Genomic DNA, 20,282 nt, shown 5'->3' with positions numbered 1-20,282 from the left:
TTTGATTTATGAAACTATCTCGCCTTCTATTTTTAGTTGTTCTTATATGCCTGGCATATTCCTTTACCACACCAAAACAAGTATATACCGTAAAGAACGTAGCAGAGTTTACAGCTATTCTTAAAAAAGTACAACCTGGTGACAGCATCGTTCTTGCCAATGGTGTCTGGATGGATTCCGAACTTTTGTTTGAAGCCAACGGCACTAAAGAAAACCCTATAACCCTCATAGCGGAAGAAAAAGGAAAAGTGATTCTTTCCGGAGCTTCAAACCTTAGAATTGCCGGTGATCACTTAGTGGTTAAAGGCCTTGTTTTTAAAAACGGCCATACCCCTACTAATGCTGTTATCTCTTTTAGAAAAAGCAGGGAACAAATGGCAAATAATTCTCGCCTTACCGAATGTGTAATAGACAATTTTAACAATCCCGAAAGACAAGTACAAGATTATTGGATTATTATCTACGGAAAGAATAATAGAATTGATCATAATCATATTGCAGGGAAAAAGAACCTAGGAGTAACCATGATCGTTGGTTTGGATACTGAAGACAGTAGGGCCAACAACCATCAAATAGATCATAATTATTTTGGACCTCGCCCTACCTATGGAAACAATGGCGGAGAAACCTTAAGAATTGGCACGAGCCACCACGCTTTAGAAAAATCGAACACTGTAGTTGAATCCAATTATTTTGACAGAACCAACGGCGAACATGAAATTATCTCAAACAAATCTTGCAACAACACTTTCAAATACAATACCTTTTTTGAATGTACAGGTACATTGACCATGCGCCATGGAAACGAGACCTTGGTTGACGGCAACGTATTTATTGGCAATAACAAACCAAGTACTGGTGGCATTCGTGTAATCAATGAAACACAGACTGTCATCAACAACTACCATATTGGGCTAACAGGATATCGCTTTAGAGGTGCTTTTGTTATGATGAACGGTGTACCTAACTCACCCCCTAACAGATATGTACCGGTTATAGATTCTAAAGTAAACAACAACACTTTTGTTAACTGTGACAATATACTTTTTGGAGCCGGTAGCGATGCAGAAAGAAGTCAGGCACCACGTACTTCCGAGTTTTCTGGAAATATCATTTATAATGACACCAAAAAAGATGTTTTTACGATTGACGATGACATTAGCGGCATTACCTTTAAGAATAACATTCTTGGAGAAAATTCTGAAACTACGATCGAAGAAGGATTTAAGAATGCCAAAATTACATTGGTAAATGACAAAAATGGATTTCCTATTCCTACTTCAAATAAAATAAAATCAAAAGTATCCATTAGTCCAAAAATTGCAACAAAGGAAAATACCGGAGTATCATGGTATTCAAAAGCGGATAATACTGTTGCACTAAACTCTGGTAAAATTATAAATGTAGCCGCCGGCATCAACACTTTGTATGATAAAGTAAAAGAAACAAAAGCCGGTGATATCATTGTTCTAGAAAATGGCGGCACCTACTTGTTGACCAAAGCCGTTAAAATTAACCACCCGCTTACCTTTAAAACACTTGGAAAGGAAAAGGCTACCATCTTGTTTGAAAGAATGATGGCTTTTGAGATTGAAAACGGCGGTAGTCTTTCTCTAGAAAACATCGCTTTTGATGGCACCAAATCTCCTGACTATGCCGGTAACTCGGTTATTAGTACCAGTAAAAAATCTATGATCGAAAATTATAAGTTGTTCATAGACAACTGTGAATTCAAAGATATGGTCGTCAACCACTCTTTTGACGTACTTCGTGTTTCCAAAGGTACCTTTGCAGATACTATTAGTATCCAAAATTCAAAATTCAAAAACATTTCCGGTAGTATAGCGGCATTAGATAAAGAAACCGATGATATTGGCGCTTATAATGTAGAGTACTTTATTATGAAAAATAATAGTATTAATGATCTACAAGGTGCCGCGTTAAGATTATATAGGGGCGGTAAGGACGAAAGTACTTTTGGTCCGTTTTTAGAGATGGAGCATAACGTATTTGACCATGTTGGCTATGGCTCCAAAAATAAATATGATGCAACTGTTTCTTTATATGGCGTTCAAGAGACTGAAATTAAAAACAATATTTTCAAAGATAGCAAGGCCATTAACATGCACTTGGTCGTTGGTGAGCCTATTGTAAAAATTTTGAACAATGCCCTTAGTAATTCTGAAAAATTAATGGTTACCGGTGACCAAAAATATCTTGTTGAAAACCAATGGGAGCTTGAACCTGAATTTTCCAAAGAAGACGATTATTCATTGAGTACAGATTCTCCGCTTAAAGGAAAAGGTACTGACGGCAAAGATCTAGGGCTACTTAAAAACAGATAATATACATGACCAAATACTTAAATACCTTAAAAGCTTTTATCTGTACTGTTTTAATAACATTTAGTACAGTTGCACAAGAACACCCCAGTCTTATACTTACTAAGGACGGTGTTTCTAAAATTAGAGCAGAACTGGGAAACGTTCCCTTGTTCGATGCATCTCTTAAAAAAGTAAAAGAAGAAATAGATGCGGAAATTGCTTTAGGCATAGATACACCTATACCCAAAGATTATTCTGGTGGTTACACCCATGTTAGGCACAAGCAAAATATGTTTGCCATGCATCAAGCCGGCGTTCTCTATCAAATTTTAGAAGATGAGAAATATGCCAAATACGTAAAAGACATGCTCTTGCAATATGAGGAAATGTATAAAACATTACCCTTACATCCCAAAACAAGATCATATGCACGTGGCAAATTGTTTTGGCAATGTCTAAATGATTCTAACTGGTTAGTTTATGTTAGCCAAGCGTATGATTGTATTTATGACTACCTGAGCAAGGCAGAAAGAAAAAAATTGGAAAATAACCTCTTTAGACCTTTTGCAGACCATATTTCAGTAGATAGTCCGCAGTTTTATCAAAGAGTGCACAATCATAGTACCTGGGGAAACGCAGCTGTTGGTATGATCGGGCTTGTAATGAACGATAAGGAATTAATTGACCGAGCGCTTTACGGAATTCCGGGATTGGACATGGATAAATCTGCAAAAGATGATGACGGAGGATTTATAAATAAAGAGGGAAAAGCTGGATTTCTAGCTAATATAGAAGAACCTTTTTCTCCGGAAGGATATTATAATGAGGGTCCATATTATCAACGTTACGCCATGTATCCGTTCTTAATATTTTCAGAAGGTCTGCACAATGTAAAACCCGAGCTTAATATTTTTGAATATAAAGATGGCGTTTTATTAAAATCTATAAATGCACTGTTAAATTTATCTAATGCAGATGGTGATTTCTTTCCCCTTAACGATGGCCAAAAAGGAATGTCCTATTACACAGACGCATTGGTGTCAGCTGTTGATATTTCTTATTATTACGGATCACAAGACCCGGGACTACTAAGTATAGCGGCCAAACAAAATAAAGTTTTGTTAGATGATTCCGGTTTGGCGGTAGCCCTAGGCGTTAAAAATGGAAAGGCTATACCATTCGATAAAAAATCAATCAATTTATCCGACGGTCCGGAAGGTAAACAAGGTGGTGTAGGTATTTTACGCAGCAAGAATACGGAACTTGTATTTAAATATGCCTCGCAGGGATCCAGTCATGGTCATTATGACAAATTATCCTATTCCTTCTACAATACCGGAAATGAAGTATTACAGGATTACGGATTGGCCCGTTTTGTAAATATTGAACAAAAAGGCGGCGGAAATTATTTAAAGGAAAACAAAACTTGGGCAAAGCAGACCATTGCCCATAATACGCTGGTACAAAACGAGAGATCTCATTATCAAGGCAAATATGATATTGGAAGTAAATACCACCCCGAACTCTATCTTTATGATGATTCTAATGTTGCGGTACAAATAGTAAGCGCCAAAGAAACCAATGCTTACCCTGGAACGGCAATGCACAGAACCATGGCATTAATAAAGGATGACAGTTTTGAAAATCCATTTTTGCTGGATATTTTAAAAATAGATTCAGATAGTATAAACCAGTATGATTTGCCTTTCTACTTTATAGGACAAGTCATTAAAACTAATTTTGAATACGAAGTACCCAACACTCTTGAACCTTTAGGTACATCTAATGGATACCAACACCTATGGTCTGAAGGTTCTGGAATTTCAACAGACGAGAACACAAAACTGAGCTGGTTAGACCAAGGTAAATTCTATACATTGACATCGGCAAGCTTAAAAAATGACGAACTAAAGTTCGTTAGGATAGGTGCCAACGATCCTGATTTTAATTTAAGAAGAGAAGCAGGTTTCGTTATACGTAGAAAAAATACCCAAAACACCTTATTTATATCAACTACAGAAACACATGGTGGTTATAGCCCCGTGACGGAATCTGCTGTAAATTCCTATAGTAATATTAAAGAACTTAAGGTAATTTTAGATAATGAAGATTACACGGCCGTAATGATAACCACCGTAAAAGATATTACAAAGGTTTTCATCATTGCAAACAACAATGCTTCAACAGAAGCTACGCATGCATTAAAAATCAAGGATAAGAACTATGAGTGGTCTGGCTCATATTATTTTAAATAAAAACAGAAAATTAATAATTATGAAGAGATTTAGCGAAAAGTACGTGATCACAAAAGATATGGAATGGGAAGTACTTGGTGGCGGAGTATCAAGAAAATTCTTAGGTTATGACAACCAAATCATGATGGTAAGGGTCAAGTTCGAAAAAGGTGCACTAGGGGCTCCACATCAACATTTTCATACACAGGCAACTTATTGCGTGTCAGGAAAATTTGAATTTGAAATTGACGGCGAAAAGCAAATTGTAGAAGCGGGAGACGGTGTTTATATAGAACCAAATTTACTACATAGTGCAGTCTGCCTTGAAGAAGGTGAACTTATTGACACTTTCAGCCCAGTAAGAGAAGATTTCTTGACCGGTGAAGGTCCATCTTACTTTGGTGACAAGAAATAATTAAGATTTTATTTAAAATAATGCTACATTCAGCACAACTAATTGGTGTTTTTCAAAAAATCCCCTCTTTTATGACTATTGCCATAAAGGATCAACATTAAAATTTTAACGAATGTAGTATACCATTTTAATTCGTTTTCATTGAAGTAACGAATATCAATTTCAAAGCTGAACCAAAAGATAATGGCTACAAAAAATTTACCCTTTTTAGGAAAAATAAAACAACGCCTTAAAAATTTTGGTCCAGCTTTTTTTATTATTGGCTATGTTGTAGGAACAGGAAGCGTGACCTCTATGGTGGTTTCCGGTGCCAAATATGGTCTTAGCCTGTCATGGGCACTATTACTATCATGCTTTTTCACCTATTTTCTTCTTGTCTCCATAAGTAAATTGACCATAGTTTCTGGAGACACCTTAATGTTCAATTTTAAAAGAACTTTTGGCAAACCATTAACCATATTTATAATTACTGCCCTACTCGTCTCTATAGTTTCTTCATGTATAGGTGTAATGGGTGTGGTAGCAGAAGTTACTATGGAATGGATTTCGGTAAAAACAGAAATCTCTTTCCTTAACGGTCCTATGGTATCCATTTTCTTTATTGCATTGCTTATTGCTCTTTTCTGGACCGGAAAACACGAAAATTTTATAAAAGCAATGAGTATAATGGTCGGTTTTATGGCGCTGGCCTTTATGATAACCAGTTTTATGGTCGTTAATGAAGCAGGTACCTCTATCACCGAATTTTTTCCGGAGCTACCTAAAGGGGATAATAATGGATTAGTTATAGCCGGTATTGTAGGTACCACAATGGCAGGTGTATGTTTAGCCTCTAGAAGTATTTTGGTTCAAGAACAAAATTGGGGTTTAAAGGACTTAAAGACCGAAAATAAAGATGCCATGTCATCTATGATTATGACATTCTTTATTAGTTTTGCCATTATGATCAGTGCTACCGGAACATTATATTTTAAAGGCGCACCGGTAGATGATGCAACGGACATGATGCATGCCTTAGGACCTTGGGCCGGAGATTTTGCCTTAACCCTCTTTACACTGGGTATTATTGGGGCAGGTTTATCTTCCATATTCCCTAACCTACTTCTTTTCCCATGGCTAGTGGCAGATTATACCAATACGGAGCGTAACATGAAAAAACCGCTGTATAAACTTATGGTTGTTTTAGTGGCGTTATCCGGTCTAATCGTTCCTGTCCTAGGCGGTAAACCAGTTTGGATCCTAATAGCCTCACAAGCTTTGAGTCCGTTTGTGATGCCATTGATTACATTGTTTTTACTTATTCTTTTAAATAAAGAAACGGTTATGCAAGAACATAAAATTAGCTTGTGGATGAATCTTGCCCTAGGTGCTACCTTCATTTTCAATTGCTATATGCTTTATGTAGCCCTAAACGGGTTTATTGATTTTATTTAGAATTACATTTATAGGAATAATTTTGATTGCAATAAAAAAGGGCTAACAAATAACTTCATTATTGCAAGTCCTTTTTACATCTTCTTAATTGATAAACACTTTCTTAACTAGGAGGGTAACATAGCAAAATTTTAGATGCTATGGTAGACGAAAATTTCACTTCGTCTATTGCTGCCGAAAAAAATATTTCATCTCCCTGGGCAAAACTATACTCCTTACCTCCACTAATAATCGTACCCTCACCATAATAAATAACAGCAACAAAAAAACTACCATTAGCTTTTAAGGTATGTTCGCCATTTACAGTTAAATCCAATTCACTTAAACCAAAGCAATCTGTATGGCTTTCATTAAATATTGTATTCAGGGTATGTTTATCAGATGAGTCAATGGTCTTTGGAGAAACTTTCCATCTTTTCAATGCCTCTTCATAGGAACAACCATTATAATGAAAACAGTCTAGCATATTTTGCTCACCAACACCTTGGTGTATCAACTCATCGGAAATTGTTAATCCTGCGGGAGTCACTTTTTCTACACGCATCGTATAATCCGTAGGCTCTTGTACTTCCATTAAAAAACACCCACTACCAATGGCATGTGGCACTCCGCCATAAATCATATAAGCATCACCAGGGTTCACCTCTATTTTATGAAGGCAGTCTAGCATACCTTCTATATCTTGATTTTTAAATAAGATTTCCCATTTTTCTCGGGTCACTCCTTCTTTAAACCCCATGTAAATGACACTCTTTTCGCCATTTATTTCACGTTTGTTCAATACATACCAAGATTCTGTTTTTCCAAAAGCGGAATCTAACATGGTTTTAGCATAGTCTTTATCAGGGTGTACCTGTATGGTTAATCGCTCTTTTGAGTCCAACATTTTTATCAGCACACCGGTAGTGCCAAATTTATCAGCCAAAGCTTTACCCAAATAAAGTTCTTTGTTAGACGCTACCAATTCCTTTAAAGAATAAGTTCCAGAAGGTGTTTGGACCATAGACAGACCTTCATTATCAGGTCTACCCTTACCCCTAGCCGTCACAGTTGACATTATCCACTCCTCTGGCATGCTCCCATCAACTTCTGGAGCATCTTTTTTCCATTTATCTATTAAGGCTCCCCCTTCATATGTTCTCCAAACCCTATTAGAAAATTGTTTTAGCGGTATATAAGCGTATTGTTCTAAATCAGTGTTCATATTGATATTTTATAGTATGTGAAAATGTTGAAAATCAATGAAACTTTACTTATCAAATTCACTGATTTTAATCAAAAACCAAATTGAAGTTTTAGAATTCTAGAGAGGAAAATCGTTCAAATCTAGGCATTTATATGCTAATTATAAGCAAATTTCACCTCAAAATAACCCATAAAAAGTCATTTTTCATAAACAGCTCATGTGTTAACAAAATATCAAATCCTCAATATTTGCAGGGCTTAAAAGCGGATTTGAAAAATTGGGAGGCCTTGAAAGTTGTTAAAATGAAAAATTCTCTTTTTTTAACGAATAAATAACATATATTTGGTAAACCAAATTGGATAACCAGTTTGGAAAACCAAAATTTTAAACTTTACTCAAATTAGAATTGAACTTTAACTTTTATCAAACTCAATGAAAAAAAAATCAGATTAACACATTTACGAAACATCATTTAATCCATCTTTAGGACTAAAACTAAAAGTGTACTATTTACTGTTCAAAATTTTCAAATTAAAAACTAAGGAAACCAAAGAACAGATGTAAAATGAAAAGATTAATCTTTTTCAGTTTTAATGCTTTAATCAGACTTAGCAAAGTCGAACTTAAATTAACATAACAAGATTACAAATGAATTTAAAAACGAAATTAGTATTAATGATGGTATTGTTACTCAACGTATCATTATTCGCACAAGACGGCTATACCTTAACAGGTACTGTTACCGATGAAACTACCATGCCGGTACCAGGTGCCAATGTTGTTATACAAAATACAACTACTGGTACTTCTACAGATTTTGATGGAAATTTCTCCATTAAAGTTTCCAGTGGTGATGTCTTAGTGTTTTCCTCTATAGGGTATGCAACAAAAAATGTTGAAGTTAACGGACAGCAAACGTTAAACGTAGTTTTAGCAGAGGATGCAAGTCAACTTGAAGAAGTTGTCGTTGTTGGTTACGGTTCGCAAAAGAAATCTCATTTGACCGGTGCCGTGGCAAAAGTAACAGGTGCAGATGTCGCAGGAGTTCAAGCAACACGTATTGATGATGCAATTGCTGGTAAACTACCGGGGGTTTTAATTCAAAACCAAAGTGGTGAACCAGGTGCCGATCCAAAAATTCAAATTAGAGCAGCGTCATCATTATCAGGAAACACTAACCCTTTAGTTGTTGTTGACGGTTTTCCTATATCGGGAAGTATAGCAACCATTAATCCAAATGACATTCAAAGTTTAGAAGTCTTAAAAGATGCCGCTTCTGCTGCTATTTACGGTTCTAGAGGTGCAAATGGTGTTATACTAGTAACCACAAAAAAAGGTAGAGACAGCAAAACCAGTATTAGTTACAATGCATACACAAGTTTTTCTAGTAAATACAGAGATCGTGTAGACATGTTGAAGACAGCTGGAGAATGGGCAAATGAATTACGCTCAGGTCTTGCAGACGGAACATATAATTCTGAAATTGACCCCCAACTTTTAGAATATAGATTAAGTGCTTACGAAAATTCGCCAGATGTTGAAAGTAGAGAAGATTGGCTTTTTAGAACCGGAAACACTCAAAGTCATGACGTAAGTATTACCGGAGGCTCTGAGAATGTTAATGTATTTGCTTCTTTAGGTTACCAAGACACTGAAGGTGTTGCACTAAAACAATCCTTTGAAAGAATAAACGGTAGATTAAACATTGATGCTAAGATTGGTAAAAATCTAAAAGCAGGAGGTAGTTTCAATGGTTTCACTTCCAACAGAAGCCAATTACCTCATGACCAAAGAGACCTTTTAAGAGCCTATAGCGTTGCGCCTACATATCATACAACAGAATCTATTGCATTTGTTCAACAATTAGACCAACAAAGACAGGCACTTTTCAATTCTACCGGCATTAGCGCTCTTGAGCCTACCTTTGACTCAGGTTACAGAGGAGGTTTAGGTAATAGCATATACGATTTACAGGTAGGAGATGCCTACCAAGAATGGCATTATGGAAGAAATGGTAATGGTATTGGTGGTTCTGGAGATGCCGGACCAGCAGTTAAATTAAATAATGCAGAGTTAACAACTAGAACGTTCTATTTCAATGCAAACACTTACCTACAGTACGAACTAGCAGAAGGATTAACGCTTAAAACTGTATTGGGTGCTGATTTAAATGATACACAAGATTATTACTACCAAGGAGTATTAGCGGATGCAAGAGAAAGAACAGACCAAAGTGATTTAGACCAAACTGATCTTAAGCAGTATTCTTATTTGAGCGAAACCACATTAAGTTATGTCAAAACAATAGGAAAACACGATATTTCTGCGGTTGCCGGTTTTGAATTTCAAAACACCTTTTTAAAAGGTACTTCTTTAAGAGGAACAAACGTGCCTATTACAGATTTCTTGAATTTCAATAGATTGGAAGCTAGTGATATAATTACAACAGAAAGAGATGAGACCAGAACAAGAAGAAGTGTGTTTGGTAGAATTCAATACGCATTTGATGACAAGTATTTAGTTTCGGCATCAGTAAGAAGAGATGGAGATTCACGTTTTGGAGCAAATGAAAGATACGAGGTCTTCCCTGCTTTTTCACTAGGATGGAATGTACATAACGAATCTTTTTGGGAACCACTATCTGAAACAGTAAGTACTTTTAAACCAAGAATAAGTAGAGGTTCTTTAGGAACAGCTTCTTTCTTAGGTTCTTATGACGCATTAAGTTTATTAAATCCAGGGCAAACAGCGTTTGGTACAGGATTCTTAATTCCTGACAATATTGCCAATCCAGATTTAACGTGGCAATCAAATACCGAAACAAACTATGGTATTGATTTAGGATTTAGCAACAACAGATTTAAATTGAGCGTTGATTACTATACCTCAGATATTACAAATATGTTGTTAAACCAGAGTGTCTCTGAAGTTTTTGGTGTCTCTTCTGTAATTCTTAATCGTGGAGACGTGAGAAGTTCAGGTTTAGAACTAGAACTATCTGCACGTTTGGTACAATCAGAAGATTTTTCTTGGAATGTTTCAGCAAACTTATCTACTGTAGATACCGAAATTTTAAGCTTGGGTAGTGTTGAAGAATTATCTCAAGTTTGTTGTGGACCTAGCGGAAGAGGACCATTATTCAGAAACTATGTTGGTGGTGAAATCGCTGAAATGTGGGGCTACGAAGTTACAGGAGCTGTAGAGACAGAGTTTATAGCTGACCCTTCTCGCGCAATTGGAATTTCTTCTTCAGAATACTATGTAGTAGACCAAAATGGTGACGGAGAGATTACCGAAGATGGCGACTATGTTAAACTCGGAAAAAATACACCTGATTATTATTGGGGACTGAACACCAACATGAATTATAAGAATTTTGATTTATCATTACAATTTCAAGGTTCACAAGGTGCTTCCGTATATAATATTGATCCTATTTACTGGCAGTCTGAATTTGGTGGTAGAGTTAGTGATAGTTTTGATGCCAACGGAGACGGCATTGCTGATGCTAGTGGTCTATTCTATGAAGAATCAAGAAACGCGCACGGCGCACATGTCCAAGATGCTGGTTACCTAGCCTTAAGAAACTTAACTTTAGGATATACATTAGATAGAGATGTTTCTGAAAAAATTGGACTAAGCTCATTAAGGGTGTATACGGCTGCAACCAATCTATTGTACGTTTTTGGAGACGATTACACTTCTTATAACCCTGAAGGGGTGTTAACAAGTGGTGGTGGATATGCAGGACCAACAACTTACGGTTTTCAACAAGGTGCAAGCCCTATCGTAAGAAGCTTCACTCTTGGATTAAATATTAATTTTTAATTAAGAAAAAAATGAAAAAAATAAATAGAATATTTGCGTTATTCAGTTCAGTATTACTTGTTACGGCATGTAATAATGACCTAGACCAAACACCAGATAACATTCCAGATGCTGGCTCATTGACCAATTTTGAGGAAGTCTTAAATGCAGCTTATTATTACCAACAACCGGCAGCAACCCCTTTAGCCGTTATGGGCGACTTTAGAGCGGACAATGCGTTATTTGATGAAGAACCATATCCAGCATTTGACAGATTCGATACTGATTTAGGAAGAGGAGATTTAGTGGAACAATTTTTCCGTCCATTTTATGCCAACCTTTACAAATCAATTTTAAGTGTAAACAACATCATAGAAAATTCAACTGATGCGAATGATATTGCCGAAGCAAAATTTTTAAGAGCAATGGCATATTTTAAGCTTGTTACCGTTTTTGGAGATGTAACCTTAAACTTAGACCCGAGTCCAAATACTTCTGATAGCTCTATTCTAGTTAGACAACCTGCAGAAGACATTTACAACAATGTAATTATACCAGACTTGACAGATGCTATTGACGGTTTAGGTACTGATATAGTTTATGGAAGAGCTTCAAAAGCAGCAGCAGAAGCTTTATTGGGTAAGGTATACACCTATTTAAATGATTATCAAAATGCAGAAACTTATTTAGCAGATGCAATAAGTACTTCCACCGCTGCCGGTCTTGTGTTGGAGGCAGATACTTTTTCTGCCATTGCAGACGGTAGTTCAGAGATTATCTATTCTATACCTATGTCAGCTTCTATACCAGATGCGTACAGCTCAACAGAATTTACGGGATGGTTTGAAGGTGGCGACCCTAAAGCCGATTTACCGGTCGATCCTGATTTAGTTGCCGCTTTCGACGCAGTAGCTAATGACACTCTAGCCGGTGGAGATATAAGAAGATCAATGACTATTGATTCCGTTGGTCTTAGAAGCACAAAATACCCACTTCGTGATGAACAAGATTTTGTAGAATTTAGATTATCAGATGTAATCTTATTATACGCTGAGGCATTAGATAAAAATGGAGCTACTGCAGCAGAAGCACTTGGTCAATTAGATGGTATTAGAACAAGAGCAAATTTAAAACCTTTGGACCCTACAGTTATTACTGATGTTGCTCAAGCCATACAGGATGAGAGAAGATTAGAGTTAGCTTTTGAAGGACACAGATGGTTTGATTTGGTAAGAACGGGTACCGTTGACCAAGAAATGGGACAAACAATCAGTGTCGACTATAATATATTTCCAATACCATTTACCGAGATTCTTGCATCAAATGGTGTAATTACCCAAAACCCAGGGTACTAAAAAAAATATAAAAGAAAGTTGTTTGAGTTAGTTTTTTAAGATGGCTGGCTTTTTTGAGAGAGCCAGTCCATCTTTCTTTAAAATATTAATGAAGTTTTTAATATTCAACTCATTAAAAATTTGATAACACATATATTTTTATAAATTTGACAAACCAATCTGGTTAACCAATTTTTTCATTTAAATAAAATGTGAGTTATGAAGCTAGAGATACTAACAAAAAACGACCATCAGCAACTTCACAATGAAATCATTGCTAAGATTAGAGATTTAATAAACAATAAAAATCTTGAACCTGGCGATAAATTACCTTCAGAACGTATGTTGTCTGAACGCTTTGAAGTTAGTAGGGGAAATGTGCGGGAAACTATTCAGAAACTTGAATTTTACGGCATATTAAAATCTAAACCACAAAGCGGAACCTTTGTAGCAGATATTGGCTTGGTTGCTATGAACGGTATGATAAACGACATTCTTGCATTGGAAGATCCAGATTTTAAGTCATTGGTTGAAACAAGAATTTTACTAGAGCTTAAAACAGTAAGACTTGCAGCAAAACGAAGAACAAAGGACGATCTGGAAAAGATAGAGTCGGCATTAGAGTCTTACAAAGAAAAAGTCCTGAACAATGAAGATGCCGTTCAAGAAGATTTACTTTTTCATTTAGCAATTGCTCAGGCTTGTAGAAATAGTACCATTAATAGAATGATGTTGATCATAACCCCAGAAATCATCAACAACTTTGAGAAATATCATGTTTGTGATAAGAATCAGGGTATTAAACGAATAAAAGAGCATCAAGATATTTTTAATGCCATCAAAAATCAAAATACCCAAGAAGCCAAAGAAATGATGAAAATTCATTTTGGCGAGCTTTATAAGTATTGTTACAATTTATAAGAATTTAAGATTAGCATATAGCGTAACCGACCAAATGAAAATAAAGATCTATTTATAACTTAATTAATTGATCGATTATTCTCATCAAGAAACAAGACCAAAAAGAACAGAATTATGAAAATTAAAGGATTAAGATGGTGGGTTATAACCTTGATAGCAATAGCCACAATTATAAATTACATTGATCGGCAGTCTATTGGAGTTCTTTGGCCAGATATAGCAGAAGACTTATTTCCTGACAAAACTAATGATGAACGTAAAGAGGTATTTGCCACTATTTCCGTAATTTTTATGTTCGCATATGCCTTTGGGCAAGCCATTTTTGGTAAAATATTAGACTGGTTGGGCACTCGAATAGGTTTTGCCATTTCAATTGGTATTTGGTCCATAGCAACAGCACTTCATGCCTTGGCGAGAGGGGTATTAAGTTTTGGTATTTTCAGAACTATTCTAGGTATTGCCGAAGCCGGCAACTGGCCGGGTGCCGCTAAAGCAAATGGAGAGTGGTTTCCTACTCAAGAAAGGGCTTTTGCCCAAGGCCTCTTTAATTCCGGAGCCGCTATTGGCGGTATAGTCGCTATACCGGCAATTGCAACTATGACCGTATATTTTAGCTGGCAAATGATATTTATAATAGTAGGTGCCCTTGGGTTGTTATGGTTGATACCGTGGATGATCTTAGTAAAAGCTCCACCAAAAAAACATCCTTGGATTTCAGATGAAGAACGTAACTATATCTTGACCGGGCAACAAAATCAAGATATAGATAATGACGGTACACCTGATGATGGATATAATCCCGATACCAAAAAACTTTTGTCACATAAGCAAAGTTGGGGCGTTATTATAGCTTCTGCTACCATTGATCCCATATGGTGGTTGTTCGTAGTATGGATTCCGATCTACCTGAACGAGGTGTATGGCATGGACGTTAAAACAATAGGTATATATGGTTGGGTACCTTATGTAGGTGCCATGCTAGGTGCTTGGTTTGGCGGGTTATTTGCCCAAAATAGATTAAAAGCGGGATGGACGGTAGATAAAACCAGAAAAATTATTATTACAATTGGTTGTTTGATAATGTTGCCAAGTTTGCTTGCAATGGCCAATCCGGGCGGACCAACTACAGCCGTATTGATTATGGCCCTTATCCTATTTGGCTTCCAAACTGCAATAGGTAATGTTCAAACCTTACCTAGTGATTTCTTTGGAGGCAAAACAATTGGAACTTTATCGGGTATTGCAGGTATGGCAGCAAAGTTGACTGCTGCTGCATTAATTTACTTAGTGCCATGGTTAACTTCCGGGGGCAATTATACTCCTGCATTTGTAATAGGCGCAACTATGGCTATTATTGCCTTGGCCAGTATATGGTTGTTATGCGGTAAAATTGAACCGTTAAATGAAAATAAATAAACTGAATTAAGAATAGATTAAAATAAATTATAACATGAGTACAGAAGGAAAAGTAGCAGTAATTACAGGAGCAACTGGAGGAATCGGATTTGCAGTTGCTAAAAGATTAGGACAAGATGGTTACACCGTTATCTTAAATGGAATAGATGACGAAGCTGGTGCCGAAAGAATTAAAGAACTTACTGCAGAAGGTATTACTGCCGAGTACTTAGGATTTGATGTTACCAATGAAGAAGCGGTAACCAAGAACATTAAAGCAATCGGTGAAAAATACGGTAAAATAGATACACTTATCAATAACGCAGGTGGTCTAGGCGGTAGATCCCGTTTTGAAGAGATGACTACTGAATTCTATAGAGGTGTTATGGCCTTGAACTTAGATTCAGCTTTCTTTGCCTCTAGAGCTGCAATACCTTACCTTAAAAAAGGTGATCATCCATCTATCATCAACTATACCTCTAATGCAGGTTGGACAGCTGGTGGACCAGGTGCTGGTATCTACGGTACTTCTAAAGCAGGAGTTCATGCTTTGACAAGAGCTTTGGCAAAAGATCTAGCTGAATATGGTATTAGAGCAAATGCAGTATCTCCTGGTACTATTGACACTCCTTTCCATGCTCAGATCAAAGCTACAAAACCAGAAGTTTTTGCTTCTTGGGCAAATAACATTATGTTAGGTAGATTGGGTCAACCAGAAGATGTTGCCGGTGTTGTTTCTTTCTTAGCTAGCAAAGATGCTGCTTTTATTACTGCTGAAACTGTACAGATCGGTGGTGGTCAAGCTTTAGGTATCTAAAAACATTTATATTTGAAAAAAAGCGTTATCGTAACTTTACGATAACGCTTTTTTTATTTGGACGAATCTCGTACAATTAACGCCGAGTCCAGAATTAATTTATTTAAAGATTGTTCTACCACATCTTTATCCACGTAACCTAAAAAGGTTTCGGCAGCCAATTTTCCTATCTGTTTACTGTGCTGATCTATACTTGTAATGGAAGGTGTTACCAAAGAAGTAAACGGTTCGTTCCCAAAACCTACCAATTTTATTTCTTCGGGCACTTTAATGCCCATCTCGTTCAAAACCTGTAACGCTCCTAGCGCGGCATAATCACTTGCAACATAGACTGCATCGGGCCTGTTCTTCAACGAAAGTAATTTTTCAATCTGTTTTCTGCCATCTTCTAATGTAAGGCTACTTTCTATAAGTAATTCATCATCATGTGGTAGGTCGTGCTTTTTTATGGCATCAATATATCCTCTTATTCTGTTATTGAATATTCTGGTTCTGCGGTAACCACCAATATGTGCAATTCTTTTGCAGCCTTGTTTGACCAAATGCTCTATAATCATATGACTACTATCATAATCATTGATCCCAACATAATCCACATTCAAATCATTCTCTCCCCTATCAAATAAAATTAAAGGAATTCCATTGGACTTAATTTTTTCATAGTAGGACAAATCAACCGTTTCGTTTGCCATAGATGCTATAATACCATCAACTTGCAAGTATAACAGCGTATCAATATTGTCGCATTCCTTTTCAAAAGATTCGTTAGATTGGGTTATTATAATGTTGTACCCTGCTTTATTTAGAACCTCTTCCATGTTTTCTACTACAGAAGAAAAAAAATTGCTATTGGTTCTAGGAACGATCAAACCAACTAATTTACTTTTCCCTTTCCTTAGGGCACTTGCCAAATGGTTTGGTTGATAATCAAGTTCTTTGGCTACTTTTTTTACCGCATTCTTGGTTTTTACACTAATACGCGCATCATCATTTAAAGCTTTTGACACGGCGGCGGTAGAAATACCCAAAACGATTGCAATGTCTTTTAAAGTTGTTCTTTTTTTATTCAATTAGTTTATATATATTTGTTTAATCGATTAACCAAAAGTAAGACTTTAATAGTTTTAAACAAAAAATGTCTGTTTTGGTTATTTTTTACCGAAGTTGGTTAATCGATTAAACAAAATTATAAATCAGTACATATTAAATTTATTAAACAACATGAAAAAAGTAGTAACATTCGGTGAAATCATGCTTCGTTTGGCACCACAAGGATTTTTAAGATTTTCTCAAGCTAATAATTTTGATGTAGTTTACGGAGGTGGAGAATCTAACGTAGCTGTTTCATTGGCTAATTATGGTGTTCCTGTAGATTTCGTAACACGTTTGCCAAAGAATGATATTGGTGAGTGCGCCATGATGGAAATGCGTAAGAGAGGCGTTGGTGTAGATAAAATAGTATACGGTGGTGATCGTTTAGGTATCTATTTCCTAGAAACCGGTGCGGTATCTAGAGGTAGTAAAGTAGTTTATGATAGAGCTCATTCCGCAATTTCAGAAATAGAATCTGGAATGATCGATTGGGATGCCGTTTTTGAAGATGTAGAATGGTTCCACTGGACGGGTATTACACCTGCAATTTCCCAAGGTGCTGCAGATGTTTGCTTAGAAGCTGTTAAAGCTGCAAGTGCAAAAGGAATTACTATTTCTACGGATTTAAATTATAGAGCCAAACTTTGGACATATTGTGACGATGCTCACAGAGAAAAAATAATGGCCGGATTAACCGAATATTGCGATATTATTTTAGGTAACGAAGAAGATGCCGAAAAGCACTTTGGTATTCACCCAGAAGGGTTAGACGTACATAAAGATGGTGCCGATGTTAAGGCTGAAGCTTTCTTATCCGTATGTAAGCAAATGATGAAGAAATTCCCTAAAGCTAAAAAAGTGATCACTACTTTAAGAGGTTCTATTTCTGCATCGCATAATACATGGGCCGGTGTTCTTTGGGATGGAACTAAAATGTACGAAACCCGTCAATACCAAATTACCGATATTGTTGACCGTGTTGGTGGTGGAGATTCTTTCATGGGCGGTTTGATCTACGGATTATTAAAATACCCAGAAGATGACCAAAATGCACTTGATTTTGCAGTTGCAGCATCTTGTTTAAAACATACGATCAAAGGTGATGCCAACCTAGTTACAGTTTCTGAAGTTGAGAAACTAATGGGCGGTGATGCATCTGGTAGAGTTGCTAGATAATAAAAACACTATCCTTTATCCTCTAAAACCAAAAATATGTCTCAAAAGTCAATTTTAATCCTCTGCGGTGGCGGTCCTGCTCCTGGTATAAATACCGTGATCAGTACTGTGGCAAAGGCATTTTTAAAGGACAGTTATCGTGTTTTAGGTTTGCATGAAGGTTTTAAAGGAATTTTCGATGACAATCCGCAAATCAAGGAGTTTGATTTCTTCCATGCGGACCGTATTTTTAGTAGAGGTGGCTCCACTTTGATAATGAGTCGTTTTAAACCTAAAAACGAAAAACTAAACACTAACCTGTTTATTGATAATAATGTGAAACTGTTGGTAAGTATAGGTGGTGACGACACCGCCTCTACTGCCAATAGAATTACAGGTTATCTAGAAAAAGAAGGTATCTCAATAGCCAATATTCACGTACCTAAGACTATTGATAACGATTTACCATTACCTGACAGAAACCCAACATTTGGTTTTCATTCCGCTAAAGATGAAGGTGTACGCATAGGTAATACAACTTATGAAGATGCACGTACCAGCCAAAACTGGTTTGTTATGTCTACTATGGGAAGATCGGCCGGTCATTTGGCATTTGGTATTGCGGCAAGCTGCCATTTTCCAATGATGATCATACCAGAAATGTTTGATCGTACCACTATTACGTTTGATAAAGTAGTACGCATGGTCATTTCATCTATGATCAAACGTAAAATTGAGAACGTTCATTACGGTGTTGCCTTAATTAGTGAAGGCGTGTTTCATAACATGCCAGATTCAGAATTAAAAAAGTGTGATATAAATTTCACCTATGATGATCACGGGCACCCAGAATTAGGTAATGTTAGTAAAGCGCATATTTTCAATATGCTCGTTCAAAAGAAATTAAAGGAATTAGGTATAGATATTAAAAGTAGACCAGTAGAACTGGGTTACGAATTACGCTGTTGTAGGCCTATAGGCTTTGACCTAACCTTATGTACGGTATTAGGTCTGGGCGTAAAAAAATTATTTGATGAAGGTAAAAGTGGCTGTATGGTCACTGCAAATTCCAGAGGTGAAATTACACCATTATTTCTATCCGATATTCAAGATGAAAATGGTAAAATAGCTCCTCGTTTGGTCAATATCAATTCTGAGTTGGCGGAACTATGCTTTCAAAATTTATTCTATGTAGGTGAAGATGATTATGAAGATGCAAAAAAATATGTGGACAATCCTTCAGACTACGATTTCAACAAAATTTTAACCGAGAAATAAAAAACAAATGGCACAATATTCAAGAATAGAAGTAGCAAATGTAATGAAGGAATCTGGTATGGTACCTTTGTTCTACCACCCAGACATTGAGTTAGGTAAAAAGGTTTTACAAGCTTGTTATGATGGTGGTGCGCGTTTAATGGAATTTACCGCTCGTGGCGATTTCGCTTTTGAAGTATTTTCTGAATTGAACAAATACGCTATTAAGAACTTACCAGGTATGATTATGGGCGTAGGTTCTATAACCGATGCTGCTGCAGCATCATACTATATGTCTATAGGCGCAAACTTTATTGTGACTCCATCTTTAAGAGAAGATATTGCTATAGTTTGTAACCGTAGAAAAGTATTATGGTCTCCTGGTTGCGGTTCATTGACCGAAATCAACAAAGCCGAAGAAATGGGCTGTGAGATCGTAAAATTATTCCCTGGTTCTCTATATGGCCCTGGTTTTGTAAAAGGTATTAAAGGACCTCAACCATGGACCAGCATTATGCCTACCGGTGGCGTAAGTACAGATGAAGGCAACCTAAAAGGTTGGTTTGATGCAGGCGTTACCTGTGTTGGTATGGGATCACAATTGATCAGTAAAGACATTTTAAACAATAAAGATTACGCAGGTTTAGAAGCTTTGGTAAAAGAAACCTTGGCTACTATCAAGAAATTAAGATCATAAAGTATAGAGACAGTACCTGAAACATTTTTGTTATCGGGAAAGTCTTTTAAAAGTGCATATTTAAGTTGTTAGTTGAAAAAGGGCATTTAAACTTTGGCATAACGCCGAGGTTTGGTGCTCTTTTTTTTTGACAAAAGTCAGGACAATACAAATTATTAGTCATCAAACATTGAACAACCTGACCTTTAGTTTTCAGTAACTATAACTATTTTAG

General features: G+C 36.4%; 14 protein-coding genes. 12 read left to right on the top strand and 2 right to left on the bottom strand.

Features of this window, described 5'->3' with window-relative positions; translation table 11 throughout:
* Nucleotides 1-8: 8 nt before the first annotated feature.
* From PXC01_RS04440 to PXC01_RS04425, 4 genes are all read left to right on the top strand, one after another.
* Nucleotides 9-2,345, top strand: coding sequence for a chondroitinase-B domain-containing protein (locus PXC01_RS04440; RefSeq protein WP_276471156.1), 2,337 nt, complete (start codon nt 9-11; stop codon nt 2,343-2,345).
* A 5-nt stretch (nt 2,346-2,350) separates the two neighbouring features.
* A complete protein-coding gene (locus PXC01_RS04435) occupies nt 2,351-4,579 on the top strand; it encodes an alginate lyase family protein (protein WP_276471155.1) in 2,229 nt (742 codons plus the stop codon).
* 19 nt (nt 4,580-4,598) lie between these two features.
* The gene (locus PXC01_RS04430) at nt 4,599-4,973 is read left to right on the top strand and encodes a cupin domain-containing protein (RefSeq protein ID WP_276471154.1); all 375 of its coding nucleotides are present in this window, start codon (nt 4,599-4,601) and stop codon (nt 4,971-4,973) included.
* A 183-nt stretch (nt 4,974-5,156) separates the two neighbouring features.
* Nucleotides 5,157-6,407, top strand: a complete 1,251-nt coding sequence (locus PXC01_RS04425; protein ID WP_276471153.1) for an Nramp family divalent metal transporter — start codon at nt 5,157-5,159, stop codon at nt 6,405-6,407.
* Nucleotides 6,408-6,510: 103 nt separating this feature from the next.
* Here PXC01_RS04425 and PXC01_RS04420 read toward each other — a convergent pair whose 3' ends face one another.
* Nucleotides 6,511-7,611 (bottom strand): type I phosphomannose isomerase catalytic subunit, encoded by a 1,101-nt coding sequence (locus tag PXC01_RS04420; protein WP_276471152.1) that lies wholly within the window; start codon nt 7,609-7,611, stop codon nt 6,511-6,513.
* A gap of 630 nt (nt 7,612-8,241) precedes the next feature.
* Here PXC01_RS04420 and PXC01_RS04415 point away from each other — a divergent pair.
* The 5 genes from PXC01_RS04415 to PXC01_RS04395 all read left to right on the top strand — a co-directional run bounded on the left by PXC01_RS04415 (nt 8,242) and on the right by PXC01_RS04395 (nt 15,867).
* The gene (locus tag PXC01_RS04415) at nt 8,242-11,421 is read left to right on the top strand and encodes a SusC/RagA family TonB-linked outer membrane protein (RefSeq protein WP_276471151.1); all 3,180 of its coding nucleotides are present in this window, start codon (nt 8,242-8,244) and stop codon (nt 11,419-11,421) included.
* Nucleotides 11,422-11,432: 11 nt separating this feature from the next.
* Entirely contained in the window at nt 11,433-12,755 is a 1,323-nt protein-coding gene (locus PXC01_RS04410) for a RagB/SusD family nutrient uptake outer membrane protein (protein ID WP_276471150.1), read from the top strand.
* A 198-nt stretch (nt 12,756-12,953) separates the two neighbouring features.
* Entirely contained in the window at nt 12,954-13,655 is a 702-nt protein-coding gene (locus PXC01_RS04405) for a FadR/GntR family transcriptional regulator (protein ID WP_276471149.1), read from the top strand.
* A gap of 114 nt (nt 13,656-13,769) precedes the next feature.
* Nucleotides 13,770-15,071, top strand: coding sequence for an MFS transporter (locus PXC01_RS04400; protein WP_276471148.1), 1,302 nt, complete (start codon nt 13,770-13,772; stop codon nt 15,069-15,071).
* A 34-nt stretch (nt 15,072-15,105) separates the two neighbouring features.
* Entirely contained in the window at nt 15,106-15,867 is a 762-nt protein-coding gene (locus PXC01_RS04395) for an SDR family NAD(P)-dependent oxidoreductase (protein WP_276471147.1), read from the top strand.
* Between the two features lie 53 nt (nt 15,868-15,920).
* Here the strand turns inward: PXC01_RS04395 and PXC01_RS04390 are convergent, their stop codons facing one another.
* On the bottom strand, nt 15,921-16,937 hold the full coding sequence (locus PXC01_RS04390; protein WP_276471146.1) for a LacI family DNA-binding transcriptional regulator: 1,017 nt from the start codon (nt 16,935-16,937) through the stop codon (nt 15,921-15,923).
* Between the two features lie 151 nt (nt 16,938-17,088).
* On the opposite strand from PXC01_RS04390, the gene PXC01_RS04385 reads away from it, so the two are divergent.
* Genes PXC01_RS04385 through PXC01_RS04375 form a run of 3 tightly spaced genes read left to right on the top strand, consistent with a single transcriptional unit; the run spans nt 17,089 to nt 20,068 of the window.
* Nucleotides 17,089-18,135 (top strand): sugar kinase, encoded by a 1,047-nt coding sequence (locus tag PXC01_RS04385; RefSeq protein WP_276471145.1) that lies wholly within the window; start codon nt 17,089-17,091, stop codon nt 18,133-18,135.
* A 36-nt stretch (nt 18,136-18,171) separates the two neighbouring features.
* The gene (locus PXC01_RS04380; protein WP_276471144.1) at nt 18,172-19,392 is read left to right on the top strand and encodes a 6-phosphofructokinase; all 1,221 of its coding nucleotides are present in this window, start codon (nt 18,172-18,174) and stop codon (nt 19,390-19,392) included.
* A gap of 7 nt (nt 19,393-19,399) precedes the next feature.
* Nucleotides 19,400-20,068: a bifunctional 4-hydroxy-2-oxoglutarate aldolase/2-dehydro-3-deoxy-phosphogluconate aldolase gene (locus tag PXC01_RS04375; RefSeq protein ID WP_058105185.1), complete on the top strand. Its 669-nt coding sequence runs from the start codon at nt 19,400-19,402 to the stop codon at nt 20,066-20,068.
* Nucleotides 20,069-20,282: the final 214 nt, after the last annotated feature.

It is taken from the genome of Maribacter huludaoensis (genome assembly GCF_029350945.1).
Taxonomy (GTDB): domain Bacteria; phylum Bacteroidota; class Bacteroidia; order Flavobacteriales; family Flavobacteriaceae; genus Maribacter; species Maribacter huludaoensis.
The sequence above is the reverse complement of the archived record's forward strand: the minus strand, read 5'-3'. Positions and strand labels throughout refer to the sequence as shown.

Coding starts and splice junctions, on each gene's coding strand:
- PXC01_RS04385 (WP_276471145.1), top strand. CDS start 17,089: ATGAAAAAAGTAGTAACATTCGGTGAAATCATGCTTCGTTTGGCACCA.
- PXC01_RS04435 (WP_276471155.1), top strand. CDS start 2,351: ATGACCAAATACTTAAATACCTTAAAAGCTTTTATCTGTACTGTTTTA.
- PXC01_RS04425 (WP_276471153.1), top strand. CDS start 5,157: ATGGCTACAAAAAATTTACCCTTTTTAGGAAAAATAAAACAACGCCTT.
- PXC01_RS04410 (WP_276471150.1), top strand. CDS start 11,433: ATGAAAAAAATAAATAGAATATTTGCGTTATTCAGTTCAGTATTACTT.
- PXC01_RS04430 (WP_276471154.1), top strand. CDS start 4,599: ATGAAGAGATTTAGCGAAAAGTACGTGATCACAAAAGATATGGAATGG.
- PXC01_RS04380 (WP_276471144.1), top strand. CDS start 18,172: ATGTCTCAAAAGTCAATTTTAATCCTCTGCGGTGGCGGTCCTGCTCCT.
- PXC01_RS04395 (WP_276471147.1), top strand. CDS start 15,106: ATGAGTACAGAAGGAAAAGTAGCAGTAATTACAGGAGCAACTGGAGGA.
- PXC01_RS04415 (WP_276471151.1), top strand. CDS start 8,242: ATGAATTTAAAAACGAAATTAGTATTAATGATGGTATTGTTACTCAAC.
- PXC01_RS04405 (WP_276471149.1), top strand. CDS start 12,954: ATGAAGCTAGAGATACTAACAAAAAACGACCATCAGCAACTTCACAAT.
- PXC01_RS04440 (WP_276471156.1), top strand. CDS start 9: ATGAAACTATCTCGCCTTCTATTTTTAGTTGTTCTTATATGCCTGGCA.
- PXC01_RS04400 (WP_276471148.1), top strand. CDS start 13,770: ATGAAAATTAAAGGATTAAGATGGTGGGTTATAACCTTGATAGCAATA.
- PXC01_RS04420 (WP_276471152.1), bottom strand. CDS start 7,611: ATGAACACTGATTTAGAACAATACGCTTATATACCGCTAAAACAATTT.
- PXC01_RS04375 (WP_058105185.1), top strand. CDS start 19,400: ATGGCACAATATTCAAGAATAGAAGTAGCAAATGTAATGAAGGAATCT.